Consider the following 14,663-nt stretch of genomic DNA (forward strand, 5'->3'; position numbering starts at 1 on the left):
GTCCTCAGGGCGCGGCTGCGTCCCCGGTGGCGGCATCGATCGCCGCGTCCTGCGCCTTCGAGGCCGCGTCGAGCGCGGCCTGCGAGGCGCGCGCCTGCCGCAACGGCGCCTGCACCGCCCGCGCGAGGTCGTCGTGCCGCGCCGTGGCCTTCGGTTCGACCGGTTTGTCCTTGTCGGGCATCTCCGGCTTGGAGCAGGCGGCGAGCAGGGCGAGGACGGCGACGGCGGTGAGCACGCGGATCATGGGCGGACTCCAGCGGACGAAGGGCCGTCCGTCGACGGCTATCCTACGCGCCACACCGCGGGAGGACGCATGGACGATCGACGCTGGAGACTCGACGGCCGGCTCGCGCTGGTGACCGGCGGAAGCGCCGGCATCGGCCGCGCGATCGCGCACGAACTGCTGGGCTTCGGCGCCGACGTGATGCTGGCCGCGCGCGATGGCGACGCGCTGGACGCCGCGCGCGCCGAGCTGGCCGACGAGTTCCCCGACCGCCTGGTGATGGCATTCACGGCGGACGTCGGCGTCGACGAACAACGCCGCGAGCTGCTCGACTGGGTCGAGGACCAGGGCGAGGGCCAGCTCGACATCCTCGTCAACAACGCGGGCGGCAACCTCAGCAAGCCGGCCACGGACTACGCCGACGACGAATGGCGGCAGATCTTCGAGGTCAACCTGTTCTCGGCCTTCGAGCTGTCGCGCTACGCGCACCCGATGCTGGTGCGCCATCCGCAGTCGAGCATCGTGAACGTGGGCAGCGTGTCGGGCCTGACGCACGTGCGCACCGGCGCGCCCTACGGCATGGCGAAGGCCGCGCTGCACCAGATGACCAAGAACCTCGCGGTCGAATGGGCCGAGGACGGCGTGCGCGTGAACGCGGTGGCGCCCTGGTACATCCGCACGCGGCGGACGTCGACCAAGCTGGCCGATCCGGACTATCTCGACGACGTGCTGCTGCGCACGCCGCTGGGCCGCGTGGGCGAGCCGGAGGAGGTGGCCGCGGCGGTGGCGTTCCTGTGCCTGCCCGCGGCGGGTTACATCACCGGCGAATGCATCGCCGTGGACGGCGGCTTCCTGCACTACGGCTTCTGACGCCGGACATGGAAAAGCGCCCGCTTGGGGCGCTTTTCACCGGGTGAAGCATGGAACAGTCACTCGTTGCCGCGACCGCCCTCGTTGCCGCCGCGACCGCCCTGGTTGCCCCCGCGGTTGCCGCCGCCCGAGGCTTCGCCGCCCTTGCGGCCGATCGCGGCCATGTGCTCGCGATCCTGGCTGACCGCCTCGCCGCCCTTGCGGGCGATCTCGCGCTGCTCACGTGGGTCCATCGCCGCGAAACCGCGGTTGCTGCGGCCTCCGTTGTTGCCGTCGTTGTTGTTCGCCATGTCCAAGCTCCTTGTCTGCGACGTGGGGTCGCGTGGGGGGAAAAGGGTCCGGTCTGTCGTCGGGAACGGGGCCGTCGGCATGCCTTCGACCCGATCCGCGATCGATGCTAGGAACGCGGCCGTTAGCAGGCGGCTTTGGCACGGTGAAAGTGCAACTAACGGGGTTCAGGTCTTTCAGCGATGTCGCGACGTGTGGCGCAGCCGCGCGTGGACCGATTCGCGCTTGCGGGCGACGCACCTGTCGCGATCACGCGCGCGGTGGTACACCGTCGGCATGCTGAAGATGCCCTTCGACGAGGACGGCGACGCGCCGGCCTCCGATCCGTCCGCCCCCGCCTCCACCACCGCTCCCATTCCCTTCCTGCAACGCCGGCTCGTGCGTATCGGGCTGGTCGCGCTGGGCGTGCTCGTGCTCCTGCTCGCCTGGGCCGCGTGGCGGCTCCCGCTCAATCGCGCGCTCGAGCCGCTGCCCGATCCCACGCTCGTGCTCGTCGACCGCAACGGCGTCGACTTCGCGCGCCGCGGCGCGGTCAAGGAGCCGCCCGTCGACGTGACGACGCTGCCGCCGCACGTGGCGGGCGCGGTGGTCGCGATCGAGGACCGGCGCTTCTACCACCACCTCGGCATCGATCCGCGCGGCGTGGCGCGCGCGATGGCGCGCAACTGGCGCGCCGGCGGCGTGAAGCAGGGCGGCTCCACCATCACCCAGCAGCTCGCCAAGACCGCGTTCCTGGAGCCCGACCGCACGATCCGCCGCAAGATCCGCGAAGCGCTCATCGCCGTATACCTCGAGGCGCGGCTGAGCAAGGACGAGATCCTCTCGCGGTATCTCAGCTCGATCTATTTCGGCGACGGCGTCTACGGCCTGCGCGGCGCGGCGCATCACTACTTCGGCAAGGAGCCGGAGAAGCTCTCGATCGGCGAGTCGGCCATGCTGGCCGGCATGATCAAGGCGCCCTCGGCGCTGTCGCCCACCCACGACCGCAAGGCCGCGCTCAAGCGCATGCGGGTGGTGCTCAAGGCGATGGCCGACGCGGGCGTCATCAGCGAGGGCGAAGCCAAGCGCGTGCGCGACCCGCGCGTGCTGGCCTCGAGCGAGCGCCTGACCGGCGGCACGTGGTTCGCCGACTGGGTCGCCCCGCAGGCGCGCGAGGCGTTCGACGCCGACTACGGCGAGATCCGCGTGCGGACGACGCTCGACGCCCGCATGCAGAAGCTTGCCCAGCGCCTGGTGCGGCACTGGCTCGGCGGGGAAGGCCGGCGCGTGGGCGCCACCCAGGCCGCGCTGGTCGCGATGACGCCCAACGGCGAGGTGCTGGCGCTGGTCGGCGGCCGCGACTACGCCAAGAGCCAGTTCGACCGCGCCACGCAGGCGCGCCGCCAGCCGGGCTCGGCCTTCAAGCTGTTCACCTACTACGCCGCGCTGCGCAGCGGCGCCACGCCCGACACGCTCATCGACGACGCGCCGCTCAAGCTCGGCACGTGGTCGCCGTCGAATTACGACGGGCGCTACGCCGGCCCGATTCCGCTGCGCGACGCGTTCGCGCGCTCCAGCAACGTCGCCGCGGTGCGGCTGGCGCAGCAGGTCGGACCCCACTCGGTCGTGCAGGCCGCGCGCGACCTCGGCGTCGCCAGCCCGCTGGGCACGGATCCGTCCATCGCGCTCGGCACGTACGAAGTCACGCTGCTCGAACTCACCTCGGCCTACGCCGCCTTCGCGCAGGGCGCCGCGCCGGTGACCCCGCACGGCCTGCCCGGCGCGCCGGTCGGGCCGTCGACGCCGATCGATCCGGACCTGCGCGCGATGATGCTCGACATGCTCTGGCAGGTCGTCGACCGCGGCACCGGCCGCGCCGCGCGGCTCGGCGACATGCCGGCGTTCGGCAAGACCGGCACCACGCAGGAGCATCGCGATGCCCTGTTCGTGGGCATGGCCGGGGACCTGGTCGTGGGCGTGTGGGTCGGCAACGACGACGGCACGCCGATGAAGCGCGTCACCGGCGGCTCGCTGCCCGCGCGCATCTGGCGCGACTTCATGAAGGGCGCCGTGCGCATCGCGCCCTCGGCCGGCCCGATGCTGCGTCCGCAGCGCGCGCTGCCGCCACCGGTGGCGATGCCGGACGACTCGATGTTCGGCGGCGAGGGCGAGGTGCTGCCCGAGCCGGTCGAGGACGTGAGCGCGCTCCCGCCGGAGGATGCCGACGCGCCGGTGGAGGTGATCGACGTGCCCATTCCGGTCGACGCGCCCGAGGACGCGCCGCCTGCGGACGCCCCGCCGCCCGAGCCCGAGCCGGCCGACGAGGACGAGCAGTAATAGCCCGCCGGCGCACCCGCGGGTCGAGGCCGCCGACCCGTGGTCAGTGCGCGCAGGCGGTGCCGGCGATCGCCGCGTCCACGCGCGCCAGCTCATCGCGCGCGGCGTCGAATTTTTCCGGTGCGAACGTCAGCGCCTGCTCGGCGACGCGACGGCGCTCGGCCCAGGCCGCGCAACGCTCGGCTTCCGCCACCTCGGTGCAGCGGTCGCGCACCACTTCGCAGGCCTGCGCCGGCGCCGGGCTGCGGCCGTCGAGCCCGACGGCGTCGACCGGCGCGCACCGCGTGCTCTCGGCGTCCTCGCTGTAATAGCGCTGCGCGTCGGCGGTGAGGCAGGCGTAGAGCATCGGTGGCGGCAGCCGCGCGGTAACGCTCGCGGGCTCGCCGGCCGCGGCCGACGGCGGCACGGGGACGAGGGCGGGCCCGGCCACCGGCGCGACGGGCGTCGGCGCCGGCGCGAGGGTGGGCGCGCGAGGCGCGACCGGTGCCACGACGGCCGGCGTCGCGACGACGCGCCGCGCCTGCCGGGTGCCCTTCGGACACTTCGTACCGTTCTGCAGCGTCACCGCGCCGTCGGCGGCACGCAGCGGTAGATCACCAGCGAGCCCGCCGACGCCGGCCACGCGAGCGCCAGGGCGAGCGCCAGGGCGAGCGCCAGCAGCGCACGCTGCGGGCCGGTCACGGGCAGGACTCGCCGAGCTGGGCATCGATGCGACGCTGCTCGCGCTCGATCGCGTCCCGATCGCCCTGCAGCGCGCTGAACCAGCGACGGTCCAATGCGTCGCGGCGATCGCGCAGCAGCGCGCAGGCTTCGCTGGCCGGCAGCGGCTCGCAGGCATCGCGCACCCACGTGCCACCGGCGGTCGCGACCGGCACGCCGCCGTAGCCGGGATAGCGCCAGCGCCGCCCGGCGTCCACGCGGATGCGCGTGCCGCCGTCGCGATGCTCGACGCGCGCGCCGTAGCCGCCCTCCACCGCCGGCGGCGCGACGCCGACCACCGGGTGGCCGAGCGTCCACAGCGGCACCCAGCGCGGATTCCCCTCGGGCGAGCCGCTCGTGTAGCGCTCGCCGTCCGGGGTCACGCATTCGTAGACCGGGCGCGGCGCGGTGCGATAGACGACGTGCGTGGGCGGCAGCACCGCCGGGCCGCGATCCCGCGCGCGCGTGGCGACGGCGCGCGACGGCGGCGGGTCGGTCGGGCGGAGCATCGTGCGCACGTCCTGGCGTTCGCCCGGCCGGCAGGGCGAGTCGCGCAGCGTGAGGTGGCCGCGCGCGTCGGTGCAGCGGTAGATCGTGACCGGCGGCCCGGCCGACGCCGCCGGCGACGGGAGCGCCAGCAGTCCGAGCAGGCCGAGCAGGCCGAGCAGCCAGGGCGGGGCGGTCAGGCGCGACATGCCGGCATCTTGCGCCCGGCACCGGGGACGCGGAAGCCGGCCGGCGGCCCGTGTTCGCGCTGGTTCAGCCCGGCCGCGTCAGTCGCGCAGCACGTCGCCGCTGCGGGCGTCGCGGATCGGCGTGGGCGTCGCGAGGCCGCCGGTCTCGCCTTCGCAGACCCCGTCGACCAGTGCCCGCAACGCGGGCGAGAGTTCGTCGCGCCGGCGCGCCGGCGGCTCGCCCGTGAGGTTGGCGCTGGTCGAGACGATCGGCCCGCCCAGCCGCGTGCACAGCGCGGCGACCACCGGATGCGCGCTCACCCGCACCGCCACGTCCGCGCGGCCGCCGGTGATCCACGCGGGCGTCGACGCCTTTGCGGGCACGACCCACGTATGCGGGCCGGGCCAGCCCGCCTCCACGCGTGCGCGCTGCGCCGCATCCAGCGCGGACCAGTCGACCACGCCGTCGAATTGCGAGGCGCGCGCGCCGACGAGGATCAGCCCCTTCTCGACCGGCCGGCGCTTGATCGCCAGCAGGCGGTGCACCGCTTCGCCGTCGAACGGAATGCAGCCCAGGCCCCATACGGCCTCGGTCGGGTAGGCCAGCACGCCGCCGCGGATGAGCAGGGCGACCGCGCTCGCGATGTTGAGCGTGCCGTCGTTCACGGCGTCGTCGGCCAGTCGAGGTCGTCGCCGTCTTCCCACAGCACGGCCGCGATGCGCCAGCCGTCGCCGGTGCGAACGAGGTGCAGCGACTTCACGCCCGCGCCGTCGATGGCGACGCCGTCGCGGCGCCCGCGCTTGCGGTAGCGCGACCGTCGCGTGGCGATGCCGCCCGCGACGTGCGTCCGCTCGGCGGTTTCCCATTCATGGAAGCCGGTCAGCGTGCCGTCGGCCAGCCACGCCCGACGCGGTGCGAGGAAGGCGTCGAGCGTCAGGGTCGACGCCGTGTCGCCGTCGCGCCGCGTGACCGTCGCGCCGGGCAGGAACACGCGATGCGGCGCATCCAGCAGCGGCGACGGCGCGTCGCGGTTGTCGAAAAGCGCGTAGAACGCGGCGACGAGTGCGTCGATGGCGGCGACGTCGCTGGACGTCGCCGCCGGGTTCAGCGCAGGCGCGGCATCGCGCATCGGCGCCTCAGAACGGCGTGTCGTCGTCGGCCAGCGCGGCCGCCTTCGTCGCGGCCTTCTCCACCGCGACCTTGGACACCTTCTTGGCGCTGGCCTTCTTCGCCGTCGACGTCTTCGCCGCCTTCTTCGTGGCCTTCTTCGCGGCCTTCTTGGCGGTCGGCTTCTTCGCGGCGGCCTTCTTCGGCGCGGCCTCGGCGGTCTTCTTCGCCGCGACCTTCTTGGTCGCCTTCTTTGCGAAGCGCGCGCGCATCGGCTTGCCGGTCGCTTCCAGCATCTGCTGCGCTTCCACCAGCGACAGCGTCGCCGGATCGCGATCCTTCGGGATGCGCCCGTTCAACTTGCCGTCGGACAGGTACGGCCCGAAGCGCCCGTTGAGCACCTGCACGTCGTAGCCGTCCCACTGCTTGATGATGCGGTTGCGCGCGATCTCTTCCTTCTGCTCGATCAGCTCGACCGCGCGTTCGAAGCTGATCGCGTACGGATCGTCCTCCTTCGCGAGCGAGGCGTAGGTGCTGCCGCGCTTGGCGAACGCGCCGAAGCGCCCGATGCCGACCGTGACCGCCTCGCCGTTGCTCTCGCCGAGCGTGCGCGGCAGGCCGAACAGCTCCAGCGCGTGCTCCAGCGAGATCGAGTAGATGCTCTGCCCGGGCTTGAGCGAGGCGAACTGCGGCTTCTCCTCGTCCTCGCTCGTGCCGATCTGCACGAGCGGACCGAACTTGCCGATGCGCGCGCTCACCGGGCGGCCGCTCTTGGGATCGGTGCCGAGCACGCGCACGCTACCGGCGTCGGCACGGTCGATGTTGTCCTTCTTGTCGTCGACCAGCGTCTTGAACGACTTCCAGAAGCGCTCCATCAGCGGCACCCACGCCTCTTCGCCGCGGCTCACCGCATCGAGCTCGTCCTCGAGCTTGGCGGTGAAGTCGTAGTCGACGTACTGGGTGAAGTGCGCGGACAGGAACTTGCTTACCGCGCGACCGACGTCGGTCGGGCGGAAGCGGCGGTTCTCGAGTTCGACGTACTTGCGCGCCTGCAGCGTGGAGATGATCGACGCGTAGGTCGACGGCCGCCCGATGCCGTATTCCTCGAGCGCCTTCACCAGCGAGGCTTCGGAGAAGCGCGGCGGCGGCTCGGTGAAGTGCTGGTCGGCGACCACGCGGTTGAGCGGCAGGCGGTCGCCGGTCTTCATCGCCGGCAGCTTGCGGCCTTCCTCGTCGTCGTCGGCGCCCTTGGTGTCCTTGCCTTCCTCGTAGACGGCCAGGAAGCCGGGGTCGACCACCGTCGTGCCGGACACGCGGAAGCTGTGCTCGCTGCCCGCGGCCAGATCGACGCTCACGGTGTTCAACGTCGCCGGCACCATCTGCGACGCGACCGCGCGCTTCCAGATCAACTCGTACAGGCGGCGCTCGTCGTCGGGCAGGTACTTGGCCACCGACGCCGGCGTACGCAGCGCGGAGCTCGGGCGGATGGCTTCGTGCGCTTCCTGCGCGTTCTTCGACTTCGTGGTGTACGTGTTCGGCTTGTCCGGCACGGCGCGCGTGCCGAAGTCGCGTGCGATCACGTCACGGATCTCGACGATCGCGTCCTGCGACAGGTTCACCGAGTCGGTACGCATGTAGGTGATCAGGCCGACGGTGCCTTCCGCGCCGATGGGCAGGCCTTCGTACAGCTTCTGCGCGACCTGCATCGTGCGGCGCGTGGTGAAGCCGAGCTTTCGCGCGGCTTCCTGCTGCAGCGTCGAGGTGATGAACGGCGGCGACGGGCGACGCTTGCGCTCCTTGCTGGTCACGTCCGTGACCTGCAGCATGCCGGCGGCGTCGCGCACGATGCGGTCGCGCGCGGCATGCGCGTCGGTCTCGTCGGTCAGCGTGAACTGCTCGACCTTCTTCCCGTCGAGCTTGGTGAGCTTGGCGTTGAACTGCTGCGACGGATGCGCGACCTCGCCCTCGATCGTCCAGTATTCGCGCGCGATGAAGGCTTCGATCTCCTCCTCGCGCTCGACGATCATGCGCAGCGCCGGCGACTGCACGCGGCCCGCGGACAGCCCGCGCTGCACCTTGCGCCAGAGCACCGGCGACAGGTTGAAGCCCACCAGGTAGTCGAGCGCGCGACGCGCCTGCTGTGCATCGACCAGCGGCTCCGCGATCGCGCGCGGCCGGGTCATGGCTTCCTTGATCGCGCGCGGCGTGATCTCGGTGAAGACCACGCGTTCGAGCGAGCGGTTGGCGAGCAGGCCGCGCTCTTTCAGGATCTCGGCGATGTGCCAGCTGATCGCCTCGCCCTCGCGGTCCGGGTCGGTCGCCAGATACAGGTGCTCGGCGCCCTTGGCCGCCTTGGCGATCGCGTCGACGTGCTTCTCGTTCTTGTCGATCAGCGCGTAGCGCATGGCGAAGCCGTGCTCCGGATCGACCGCACCCTCCTTGGGGACGAGGTCGCGCACGTGGCCGTAGGAGGCGAGGACGGTGAAGTCCTTGCCCAGGTACTTGTTGATCGTCTTGGCCTTGGCGGGCGACTCGACGAGGAGGAGGTTCTTGGCCATGAGCGGCTCCGTGGGGGCGGGCGGCCCGGAATCCGGCAGCGCGAAGGGTCCGCGCGGCCATGAAAAAGGGACGTGGAAAAGCGGCGACGCCCGCGGACGGCGTCCGCGGGCGTGTCATTCTCTATATCTAGTGTCATCACGCGCCGGCCGGCGCTGTCAAGCCGGACCGGTGCGGGTGGGAAATCAGCGGGCCATGCCGGCGAAGGCCGCGACCAGTCCCGCGAACGCCACGAGGGCCAGCAGCGTCAGGACGACGCCCGCGGCGATCACCGCGATCGCCACCGCGCCCAGCCCGGGGCGCTGCCGCTCCGGGTGGGCGGTGAACGCCCACCGGTCGACGACCACTGTATCGCAAACCATGTCGTGCAACGCCTGCTTGCGGTCGGTGAAACCGGCCATGACGTAGCCGATCATCAGCACGAGGCTGCTCAGGATCGTCGCGAAATACCGGCCGATGGTCCGCCCGACGCCGATCCGGCGGCCGTCCGGCCGCGCCACCTTGATGCCGATCGCGAGCTTGCCCGGCGTGGCCTGCAGGCGGGACGCATGGAAGGCGATGAAGTAGAGCAGGCCGCCGAGCGAGGTCAGCAGCTGGACGACCCAGTTGATCTCGGTGCCGCGCGCGCCGCCGACGGCAGCGGTCGCGCCGATGATGCCGCCGACGAACGCGCTGGCGACGACCACGATGAACAGGTCGATGAAATAGGCGGCGACGCGTTTCCAGAAGCCCGCGTACACGACCTCGCCGCCCTGCACGAGCAGCGTCTGGTCCTCGAGCCGGGCGGCCGGCGGTGCATAGGGCGAGGCGGCGACGCGATCCACCACCTGGTACGGGTTGTAGCCGGTGGCCACGGCGAGGCCCGGCTCGTCGGCGGGCAGCGCGAAGAGCGACGCCGCTGCGTTCGACGGCGCGGCGGCCGGCGACGGCGCGCGCGGCCCCAGCACCTCGTCCATCGCCCGGTGCCACGGGATCCAGTCGCCGAAGCCCTCGCGCCAGACCAGCGTGCCCGGCTGCAGCGGCCCGTTGCGGTGCAGCTCGGCGAGGTCGGAGGCGGCGACCGGCCCCAGCCGGTTGCGGTCGGTGTCGCTGTAGTACCAGGCGGTCATGGCGTGCGGTCCTCGGCCCGGCACGCCGGGCGGCGGTATTGGGCGGGCAGGTCGCCGCCGGTGCAGTCCCAGGCGTCGGCGGGCGACGCGGGCGCGACGAACACGACGGACCGGCCGTCGATCCGCGGATTCACGCCCTGGACGGTGATGCGGAATGCGCAGCGGCCGTCGACCTCGCCGAAGGCCAGAGTCGGGACGTCGCCGAGCCCGGCCTCGCGGGCCGACGCCGGGCAGCGGCCCGCGTTGGCCCGGGCCTGCTGGACGGCGGCCTCGATCGCCGGCGCCAGCGCATCGACGCGGGCAGCGACCTTCGAGCGGTCCAGGTACGCGTGGTAGGCCGGGATCGCGATCGCCGCGGTGATGCCGATCAGGGGCACCGCCAGCACCAGGCCGACGACGACCGCGATCAGCCACCCGGACATCCGCGGGCGCGGCATCGGCCGGGCGGCGTGCGGATAGGCGCCGCCGACGGGGGCGGGCCCCGCGTGGGCCAGCGTGGCGATCGGCGGGAGTGGCGGTGGCAGGCGCGCATCGGGCGTCACCGACGACAGCTCGAGTTCCTCGGCCATGCGGTCGAGCGGCTGCCATTCGCGCATGCCGTCCCGCCAGACCAGGGTGTCGCGCTGGATGCGGCGGTCGCGATAGCGCGTGCGCAGTTCGTCAGGCGACAGCGGCCCGACCCGACCCTGGCCGGGATCGTGGAAAAACCAGTCCAAACAGTCCCCCGGTCGATGCGTGCGGCGCCTCCCCAGGCGCCGTCCGGTGCCTAATGTACCGGCTCGGGCTCGTCGTCGAACATCTGCGTCTGCATCCACGCGTAGGCCGCTTCGCTGCCGGGCTGGTCGAACAGCACCATCAGCACGACCCACTTCAGATCGTCGATGTCGACCGCGTCCTGCTCGAGCGCCAGTGCACGGTCGACTACCAGCTCGCGCTGGCCCGCATCCAGTACGCCGTGCTGTTCGAGGAAGAGCAGGAAACCGCGCGTATCCGCGTCGAGCTTCTCGAGTTCGGCGCCGGCGTAGACGCGCACGGGGCCGGCGCCACGCGACGGCTGCGGCGCCGGGCGTGCCTGCGCGAGTGCGTCGAGCCAGTCGAAGGCCTTGTGGATCTCGGCGGTCGAGAAGCCGGCGTCCGCGAGTTCGGCGAGCAGCGCGCTGCTGTGCCGCGAATCGGCGTCGCGGAGCGCGCTGCCGTCGGCGTCGAGGACGTGTTCGAAGAGGTAGAGCAGGACGTCGAGAATGCTTTCTTTCATTGGCCTCGCCCTGCCGCGCGACGGTGCGTGGGTCGGGCCGGAGCGGCTCAGGCGACGCGGAAGTACCGGCCGTGCTGCTGGGCCACCCGCCCTTCCAGCTCCATGACCAGCAGCATGGAGGACAGCCGGGAGGGCGTCAATCCGGTGCGATCGATCAGTTCATCCATATCCGTGGGATCGAAGCCCAGCTGTTTCCACAAGCTCTGGTGGTCGGAGTCGACGGGGAGCGTCGTCGCCGCGGTCGCCCCGGGCGGTGCCGACGCCGCGGACAGCGCGCGCTGGTGCGCGGCCGCCTCGGACGCGGCCTGCGCGCCGAGCGCCTCGATCACCTCATCCGGCGACTGCACGAGCGTCGCGCCGTCGCGGATGAGGCGGTGGCACCCGCGGGCCAGCGGATTGCGGATCGAGCCCGGGATCGCGAACACGTCCCGGCCGGCGTCCGCGGCCAGCCGCGCGGTGATCATCGCGCCCGAGCGTTCGGCGGCCTCGACCACCAAGGTGCCCAGGCAGAGCGCCGCGAGCAGGCGGTTGCGGCTCGGGAAATGCTCGCGCCGCGGGCCGGTGCCCGGCAGATGCTCGCTGACCAGCGCGCCGCCGGCCGCGATGCGCGCCTGAAGCGCGGCGTTCGCGCGCGGGTAGGCCACGTCCGGCCCGGTGCCGAGCACCGCGAGGGTCGCGCCGTCGACGCCGAGCGTCGCGGCGTGCGCGGCCGCGTCGATACCGGCCGCGAGGCCGCTGCCGACCACGAACCCGGCGCGGGCGAAGGCGCGGGCGAACTCGCCGGCCAGCTGCAGCCCGCCCGGCGTCGGTCCACGGCTGCCCACCACCGCGATCGCCGGCCGCCACAGCAGGCTCGCGTCGCCCTCGACGAACAGCGCGAGCGGCGGACTGGCGGCATTGCGCAGCGCGGGCGGGTAGTCCGCGTCGGTCCAGCCGATGACGTGACGGCCCGGCGCGTCCCGCCAATGCGCCACGGCGTCGAGGATCGAGGGCGCGGGCGTCCGCAGTGCCGACGCCTGCGCCGCCGACAGCCCGTGCCGCGCCCATGCCGCGGCGTCGGCCAGGGCGGCGGTCGCGCTGCCGGCGGCCTCCAGCAGGCCGCGACGCGGGGCGAGTGGGCCGCCGGCGGCGGCGAGGACGGCGAGGGCGACGGCTTCGTGCATCGCTGCAGCCTCGCCCGGAAACGACGACGGCGCCCTCGGGCGCCGTCGATGCATCGCGTAGGAAAACTCCGAACGTCAGTACGGCGCGTCCGGATGCTTGAGCTCCTGGCCGATCGCGGTCGGGCGGATGCCGTCCATCACCAGCGCGTAGCTCACCTTGTCGAAGGTGCGGAACACCATCACGTGGCTCGCGAACTCGTCGGGCAGGCGGACCTTGTCGCCGCGGCCGACGGTGTCGGGATCGCGGCCGCCCTTCCTGACGCGATCGACGGCCGTGCTGCCGACGCGCCAGGTCGAGAAGACCGTGCCGTTGTCGATGCCATCGCGCGCGCCGACCGACAGCGCGACCACGTCGCGACGGCCGCCATGGGCGAGCTCGTCGGCCACCGCCAGCACCTGCGCGCGGCCGTACTCGAACTGCGCCTTCGGGGCGTGCGGGAAGAACTGCAGGTCGTAGGGCTGCGGCTGCACCGGCACCAGCCGGTCGCCGACGCGGACCTCGCGGCCGTTGCCGTCGAGCACCAGCGTCGCGGCCTCGATGCCACCGACCATGCCGCGGCTGATCGTGCCGGTGGACTGCTGCATCAGCTCGTAGCCGAGGATCTCGCTGCCCTTGTCGGGGGTGACGGCGTTGGTCCAGAAGTTCGCGCCGTCCAGCGTGCGGCGACCGCGGTAGTCGAGGTCGTCGGCGTGGAACAGGTCGCAGCAGGCGGTGCGGTCCAGGCGCGCGTAGCGCACCGTCGGGCGAACCACGGCCCAGCGCTGGCCGGGCTGCGCGTCGACACCCTTGATGTAGACCACCGAGCCGCCGACGGCGTGCTCGTGGTCCTCCTCGATGCCGACCACGTAGGGCATGTCGTCGATACGGTCGACGATGCGCAGGTTCTTGAGGAACGGCTCGACTTCCGCGAGCGGCACGCCGGTGACCGGCGCGTCGGTGCGCGCGCCCGGCTGGACGGCGACGCGGTCGAGGTAGGCGAGCGAGATCACGTCGCCCGGATAGATCAGGTGCGGGTTGCGGATCTGCGGATTGGCCTGCCAGATCTCCGGCCACAGCCACGGGCGCTTCAGGAAGCGGCCGGCGATGTCCCACAGCGTGTCGCCACGCTTGACGGTGTAGGTGGTCGGATGGTCCGCCGAGACGGCGGCCGCGGCGACGGTCAGCAGCGCGGCGGCAGCCACCACGCGGAACGATTTCATCATGGCCATGGACCTGATTCCCCAGCAGGCGAGCCCCGTCCTTGAAGGGCGCTGGCACTATAGCCCACGCCGCTGCGACCGACGCAATGCCCGCGCGGCGCTAGAATGGCGCCCCGTCTTGCGGTTGTGACGGTGACCCCCATTTCTCCTGCGTGGCGCGACGATCCGCCACGCCCCGCCGTCGCACGGCGGCGATACGGACTCCGCCATGGCCATCCTCGACATCCTCGAATTCCCCGACACCCGGCTGCGCACCGTCGCCAAGCCGGTGGATCCCGCCGCGGTCGCCACGCCCGCGTTCCAGTCCCGCCTCGACGACATGTTCGAGACCATGTACGAGGCGCCGGGCATCGGCCTGGCCGCGAGCCAGGTCGACGTGCACGAGCGCTTCATGGTGATCGACGTGTCGGACGACCGCTCGCAACCGCTGGTGTTCGTGAACCCCGAGATCCTCGAGCGCGAGGGCGAGCAGGTCTACCAGGAAGGCTGCCTGTCGGTGCCCGACATCTTCGCCGACGTCACCCGCGCCAACTCGATCCGGGTGCGTGCGATCGGTCGCGACGGCGAGGCCTTCGAGATGGCCGCCGACGGCCTGTTGGCGGTCTGCATCCAGCACGAGATGGATCACCTCGCCGGCAAGCTGTTCGTCGACTACCTCTCGCCGCTCAAGCGCGAGATGGTGCGCAAGAAGCTCGCGAAGCGGAAGCGCGCGTGAGCGACGTTCGCGCGGCCGCGGGCCGCGGCCTGCTGACGCCGTGCGCGGCCTGCGGCGATGCCATGTCGCGCGCCGCCGCCGCGTGCCCGCGCTGTGGGCATCCGAATGCGCGCGTCGCGCGGCGCGGCCTGCTGATCACGCTCGCGCTCCTGGCGGTCGGCGTCGCCCTCGTGGCGATGCGGCTGCTGCGCTGACGCCGCCCGCCGCGGCGCTCGATCCGCTCCGTCCCGCTCCCCAGGATCCGCCATGAGAATCGTCTTCGCCGGCACGCCCGATTTCGCCGTTCCCTGCCTGCGCGCCGCGGCGCAGCGCAACGAGGTCGTCGCCGTCTACACGCAGCCCGACCGGCCCGCCGGCCGCGGTCGCGGGCTGACGCCGTCGCCGGTGAAGAAGGAGGCGCTGCTGCGCGGCATTCCCGTGCTGCAGCCGGAGAACTTCAAGGCGACGGTGTCGAAGCACGCCCTGCGCGCGCTGCAGGCGGACGTGA

The 14,663-nt window shown here is 72.5% G+C and carries 16 protein-coding genes and 1 pseudogene; 5 read left to right on the forward strand and 12 right to left on the reverse strand.

The features are described from left to right. Positions 1–4 precede the first annotated feature (4 nt). Positions 5–244 carry a hypothetical protein gene (locus E4F61_RS04255; protein ID WP_202908939.1) on the reverse strand — a complete coding sequence of 80 codons (240 nt, stop codon included), beginning with the start codon at positions 242–244 and terminating at the stop codon, positions 5–7. Positions 245–313: 69 nt separating this feature from the next. Here E4F61_RS04255 and E4F61_RS04260 point away from each other — a divergent pair, with 69 nt between their 5' ends. Beyond that, positions 314–1,093, forward strand: a complete 780-nt coding sequence (locus E4F61_RS04260) for an SDR family oxidoreductase (protein WP_133478428.1) — start codon at positions 314–316, stop codon at positions 1,091–1,093. Positions 1,094–1,152: 59 nt separating this feature from the next. Here the strand turns inward: E4F61_RS04260 and E4F61_RS04265 are convergent, their stop codons facing one another. Further along, on the reverse strand, positions 1,153–1,383 hold the full coding sequence (locus E4F61_RS04265; RefSeq protein WP_133478429.1) for a KGG domain-containing protein: 231 nt from the start codon (positions 1,381–1,383) through the stop codon (positions 1,153–1,155). 274 nt (positions 1,384–1,657) lie between these two features. On the opposite strand from E4F61_RS04265, the gene E4F61_RS04270 reads away from it, so the two are divergent. Next, complete coding sequence (locus tag E4F61_RS04270) at positions 1,658–3,697, forward strand: transglycosylase domain-containing protein (RefSeq protein WP_162301401.1); 2,040 nt, start codon at positions 1,658–1,660, stop codon at positions 3,695–3,697. 43 nt (positions 3,698–3,740) lie between these two features. On the opposite strand, the gene E4F61_RS04275 is transcribed toward E4F61_RS04270, so the two are convergent. The 10 genes from E4F61_RS04275 to E4F61_RS04320 all read right to left on the reverse strand — a co-directional run bounded on the left by E4F61_RS04275 (position 3,741) and on the right by E4F61_RS04320 (position 13,464). Beyond that, positions 3,741–4,262, reverse strand: a complete 522-nt coding sequence (locus E4F61_RS04275; RefSeq protein WP_133478431.1) for a DUF4124 domain-containing protein — start codon at positions 4,260–4,262, stop codon at positions 3,741–3,743. Between the two features lie 112 nt (positions 4,263–4,374). Continuing rightward, positions 4,375–5,091 (reverse strand): DUF4124 domain-containing protein, encoded by a 717-nt coding sequence (locus tag E4F61_RS04280; protein ID WP_133478432.1) that lies wholly within the window; start codon positions 5,089–5,091, stop codon positions 4,375–4,377. Positions 5,092–5,169: 78 nt separating this feature from the next. Continuing rightward, positions 5,170–5,736, reverse strand: a complete 567-nt coding sequence (gene tsaC / locus E4F61_RS04285) for an L-threonylcarbamoyladenylate synthase type 1 TsaC (protein ID WP_133478433.1) — start codon at positions 5,734–5,736, stop codon at positions 5,170–5,172. Next, positions 5,733–6,200, reverse strand: coding sequence for a nuclear transport factor 2 family protein (locus tag E4F61_RS04290; protein WP_133478434.1), 468 nt, complete (start codon positions 6,198–6,200; stop codon positions 5,733–5,735). The genes tsaC and E4F61_RS04290 overlap by 4 nt, the downstream gene beginning before the upstream one ends. A gap of 7 nt (positions 6,201–6,207) precedes the next feature. Continuing rightward, positions 6,208–8,736, reverse strand: coding sequence for a DNA topoisomerase I (locus tag E4F61_RS04295; RefSeq protein ID WP_133478435.1), 2,529 nt, complete (start codon positions 8,734–8,736; stop codon positions 6,208–6,210). 183 nt (positions 8,737–8,919) lie between these two features. Beyond that, positions 8,920–9,843, reverse strand: a complete 924-nt coding sequence (locus E4F61_RS04300) for an RDD family protein (protein WP_133478436.1) — start codon at positions 9,841–9,843, stop codon at positions 8,920–8,922. Next, the gene (locus E4F61_RS04305; RefSeq protein ID WP_162301402.1) at positions 9,840–10,559 is read right to left on the reverse strand and encodes a GYF domain-containing protein; all 720 of its coding nucleotides are present in this window, start codon (positions 10,557–10,559) and stop codon (positions 9,840–9,842) included. The genes E4F61_RS04300 and E4F61_RS04305 overlap by 4 nt, the downstream gene beginning before the upstream one ends. A 50-nt stretch (positions 10,560–10,609) precedes the next feature. Beyond that, positions 10,610–11,098, reverse strand: a complete 489-nt coding sequence (locus E4F61_RS04310; RefSeq protein WP_133478438.1) for a DUF494 family protein — start codon at positions 11,096–11,098, stop codon at positions 10,610–10,612. Positions 11,099–11,145: 47 nt separating this feature from the next. Beyond that, entirely contained in the window at positions 11,146–12,261 is a 1,116-nt protein-coding gene (gene dprA / locus E4F61_RS04315) for a DNA-processing protein DprA (RefSeq protein ID WP_133478439.1), read from the reverse strand. A 75-nt stretch (positions 12,262–12,336) separates the two neighbouring features. Next, entirely contained in the window at positions 12,337–13,464 is a 1,128-nt protein-coding gene (locus E4F61_RS04320; protein ID WP_133478445.1) for a LysM peptidoglycan-binding domain-containing protein, read from the reverse strand. 205 nt (positions 13,465–13,669) lie between these two features. On the opposite strand from E4F61_RS04320, the gene def reads away from it, so the two are divergent. The 3 genes and pseudogenes from def to E4F61_RS04335 form a co-directional block, all read left to right on the forward strand. Beyond that, entirely contained in the window at positions 13,670–14,176 is a 507-nt protein-coding gene (gene def / locus E4F61_RS04325) for a peptide deformylase (protein WP_133478440.1), read from the forward strand. Then, positions 14,173–14,370 carry a hypothetical protein gene (locus E4F61_RS04330; protein WP_133478441.1) on the forward strand — a complete coding sequence of 66 codons (198 nt, stop codon included), beginning with the start codon at positions 14,173–14,175 and terminating at the stop codon, positions 14,368–14,370. Before def ends, E4F61_RS04330 begins: the two co-directional genes overlap by 4 nt. A gap of 52 nt (positions 14,371–14,422) precedes the next feature. Next, positions 14,423–14,663: pseudogene (locus E4F61_RS04335) on the forward strand (methionyl-tRNA formyltransferase); the annotation flags it as partial.

This window comes from Cognatilysobacter segetis, from assembly GCF_004359965.1.
Taxonomy (GTDB): Bacteria; Pseudomonadota; Gammaproteobacteria; order Xanthomonadales; family Xanthomonadaceae; genus Cognatilysobacter; species Cognatilysobacter segetis.

Coding starts and splice junctions, on each gene's coding strand:
- E4F61_RS04310 (WP_133478438.1), bottom strand. CDS start 11,098: ATGAAAGAAAGCATTCTCGACGTCCTGCTCTACCTCTTCGAACACGTC.
- E4F61_RS04300 (WP_133478436.1), bottom strand. CDS start 9,843: ATGACCGCCTGGTACTACAGCGACACCGACCGCAACCGGCTGGGGCCG.
- E4F61_RS04260 (WP_133478428.1), top strand. CDS start 314: ATGGACGATCGACGCTGGAGACTCGACGGCCGGCTCGCGCTGGTGACC.
- E4F61_RS04295 (WP_133478435.1), bottom strand. CDS start 8,736: ATGGCCAAGAACCTCCTCCTCGTCGAGTCGCCCGCCAAGGCCAAGACG.
- E4F61_RS04255 (WP_202908939.1), bottom strand. CDS start 244: ATGATCCGCGTGCTCACCGCCGTCGCCGTCCTCGCCCTGCTCGCCGCC.
- E4F61_RS04320 (WP_133478445.1), bottom strand. CDS start 13,464: ATGATGAAATCGTTCCGCGTGGTGGCTGCCGCCGCGCTGCTGACCGTC.
- E4F61_RS04265 (WP_133478429.1), bottom strand. CDS start 1,383: ATGGCGAACAACAACGACGGCAACAACGGAGGCCGCAGCAACCGCGGT.
- E4F61_RS04290 (WP_133478434.1), bottom strand. CDS start 6,200: ATGCGCGATGCCGCGCCTGCGCTGAACCCGGCGGCGACGTCCAGCGAC.
- def (WP_133478440.1), top strand. CDS start 13,670: ATGGCCATCCTCGACATCCTCGAATTCCCCGACACCCGGCTGCGCACC.
- dprA (WP_133478439.1), bottom strand. CDS start 12,261: ATGCACGAAGCCGTCGCCCTCGCCGTCCTCGCCGCCGCCGGCGGCCCA.
- E4F61_RS04280 (WP_133478432.1), bottom strand. CDS start 5,091: ATGTCGCGCCTGACCGCCCCGCCCTGGCTGCTCGGCCTGCTCGGCCTG.
- E4F61_RS04270 (WP_162301401.1), top strand. CDS start 1,658: ATGCTGAAGATGCCCTTCGACGAGGACGGCGACGCGCCGGCCTCCGAT.